The sequence below is a fragment of the Streptomyces sp. NPDC002790 genome, assembly GCF_040295505.1.
Classification (GTDB): Bacteria; Actinomycetota; Actinomycetes; order Streptomycetales; family Streptomycetaceae; genus Streptomyces.
In genome coordinates, this window is record NZ_JBEOVM010000219.1 from 1,655 (window position 1) to 4,150 (window position 2,496).

Annotated in this window: 1 rRNA gene (running past one end of the window); it reads left to right on the plus strand. The window is 56.4% G+C overall.

The annotated features are described in order from the left end of the window. Positions 1 to 2,474, plus strand: a 23S ribosomal RNA gene (locus ABT004_RS36070) (it extends 178 nt beyond the left edge of the window). Positions 2,475 to 2,496: the final 22 nt, after the last annotated feature.

Genomic DNA, 2,496 nt, shown 5'->3' on the forward strand with positions numbered 1-2,496 from the left:
AGTCGTGACTGCGTGCCTTTTGAAGAATGAGCCTGCGAGTTTGCGGTGTGTTGCGAGGTTAACCCGTGTGGGGAAGCCGTAGCGAAAGCGAGTCCGAATAGGGCGGTATAGTAGCGCGCTCAAGACCCGAAGCGGAGTGATCTAGCCATGGGCAGGTTGAAGCGGAGGTAAGACTTCGTGGAGGACCGAACCCACCAGGGTTGAAAACCTGGGGGATGACCTGTGGTTAGGGGTGAAAGGCCAATCAAACTCCGTGATAGCTGGTTCTCCCCGAAATGCATTTAGGTGCAGCGTCGTGTGTTTCTTGCCGGAGGTAGAGCACTGGATAGGCGATGGGCCCTACCGGGTTACTGACCTTAGCCAAACTCCGAATGCCGGTAAGTGAGAGCACGGCAGTGAGACTGTGGGGGATAAGCTCCATGGTCGAGAGGGAAACAGCCCAGAGCATCGACTAAGGCCCCTAAGCGTACGCTAAGTGGGAAAGGATGTGGAGTCGCAGAGACAACCAGGAGGTTGGCTTAGAAGCAGCCACCCTTGAAAGAGTGCGTAATAGCTCACTGGTCAAGTGATTCCGCGCCGACAATGTAGCGGGGCTCAAGCGTACCGCCGAAGTCGTGTCATTGCAGCAATAGGGCCAACGCCTGCTGTGATGGGTAGGGGAGCGTCGTGTGCCGGGTGAAGCAGCCGCGGAAGCGAGTTGTGGACGGTTCACGAGTGAGAATGCAGGCATGAGTAGCGATACACACGTGAGAAACGTGTGCGCCGATTGACTAAGGGTTCCTGGGTCAAGCTGATCTGCCCAGGGTAAGTCGGGACCTAAGGCGAGGCCGACAGGCGTAGTCGATGGATAACCGGTTGATATTCCGGTACCCGCTGTGACGCGAAAAGCATCGAATCCAGTGATGCTAAGGCCGTGAAGCCGTTCCGGACCCTTCGGGGAATGGAAAGTGGTGGAGCCGCCGGTCCAAGCTGGTAGTAGGTGAGCGATGGGGTGACGCAGGAAGGTAGTCCAGCCCGGGCGATGGTAGTCCCGGGGTAAGGGTGTAGCCCGTCTTCCAGGTAAATCCGGGAGACATGAGGGTGAGACCTGATGCCGAGCCGATTGTGGTGAAGTGGATGATCCTATGCTGTCGAGAAAAGCCTCTAGCGAGTTTCATGGCGGCCCGTACCCTAAACCGACTCAGGTGGTCAGGTAGAGAATACCGAGGCGTTCGGGTGAACTATGGTTAAGGAACTCGGCAAAATGCCCCCGTAACTTCGGGAGAAGGGGGGCCATTCCTGGTGATAGCACTTGCTGCTTGAGCTGGGGGTGGCCGCAGAGACCAGCGAGAAGCGACTGTTTACTAAAAACACAGGTCCGTGCGAAGCCGTAAGGCGATGTATACGGACTGACGCCTGCCCGGTGCTGGAACGTTAAGGGGACCGGTTAGTCACATTTCGGTGTGGCGAAGCTGAGAACTTAAGCGCCAGTAAACGGCGGTGGTAACTATAACCATCCTAAGGTAGCGAAATTCCTTGTCGGGTAAGTTCCGACCTGCACGAATGGCGTAACGACTTCTCGACTGTCTCAACCATAGGCCCGGTGAAATTGCACTACGAGTAAAGATGCTCGTTTCGCGCAGAAGGACGGAAAGACCCCGGGACCTTTACTATAGTTTGATATTGGTGTTCGGTTCGGCTTGTGTAGGATAGGTGGGAGACTGTGAAGCGGCCACGCCAGTGGTTGTGGAGTCGTCGTTGAAATACCACTCTGGTCGTGCTGGATGTCTAACCTGGGTCCGTGATCCGGATCAGGGACAGTGTCTGATGGGTAGTTTAACTGGGGCGGTTGCCTCCTAAAGAGTAACGGAGGCGCCCAAAGGTTCCCTCAGCCTGGTTGGTAATCAGGTGTTGAGTGTAAGTGCACAAGGGAGCTTGACTGTGAGACCGACGGGTCGAGCAGGGACGAAAGTCGGGACTAGTGATCCGGCGGTGGCTTGTGGAAGCGCCGTCGCTCAACGGATAAAAGGTACCCCGGGGATAACAGGCTGATCTTCCCCAAGAGTCCATATCGACGGGATGGTTTGGCACCTCGATGTCGGCTCGTCGCATCCTGGGGCTGGAGTCGGTCCCAAGGGTTGGGCTGTTCGCCCATTAAAGCGGTACGCGAGCTGGGTTTAGAACGTCGTGAGACAGTTCGGTCCCTATCCTCTGTGCGCGTAGGAATATTGAGAAGGGCTGTCCCTAGTACGAGAGGACCGGGACGGACGAACCTCTGGTGTGCCAGTTGTCCTGCCAAGGGCATGGCTGGTTGGCTACGTTCGGAAAGGATAACCGCTGAAAGCATCTAAGCGGGAAGCCTGCTTCGAGATGAGTATTCCCACCCCCTTTGAGGGGTTAAGGCTCCCAGTAGACGACTGGGTTGATAGGCCAGATCTGGAAGCACCGCAAGGTGTGGAGGTGACTGGTACTAATAGGCCGAGGGCTTGTCCTCAGTTGCTCGCGTCCACTGTGTTG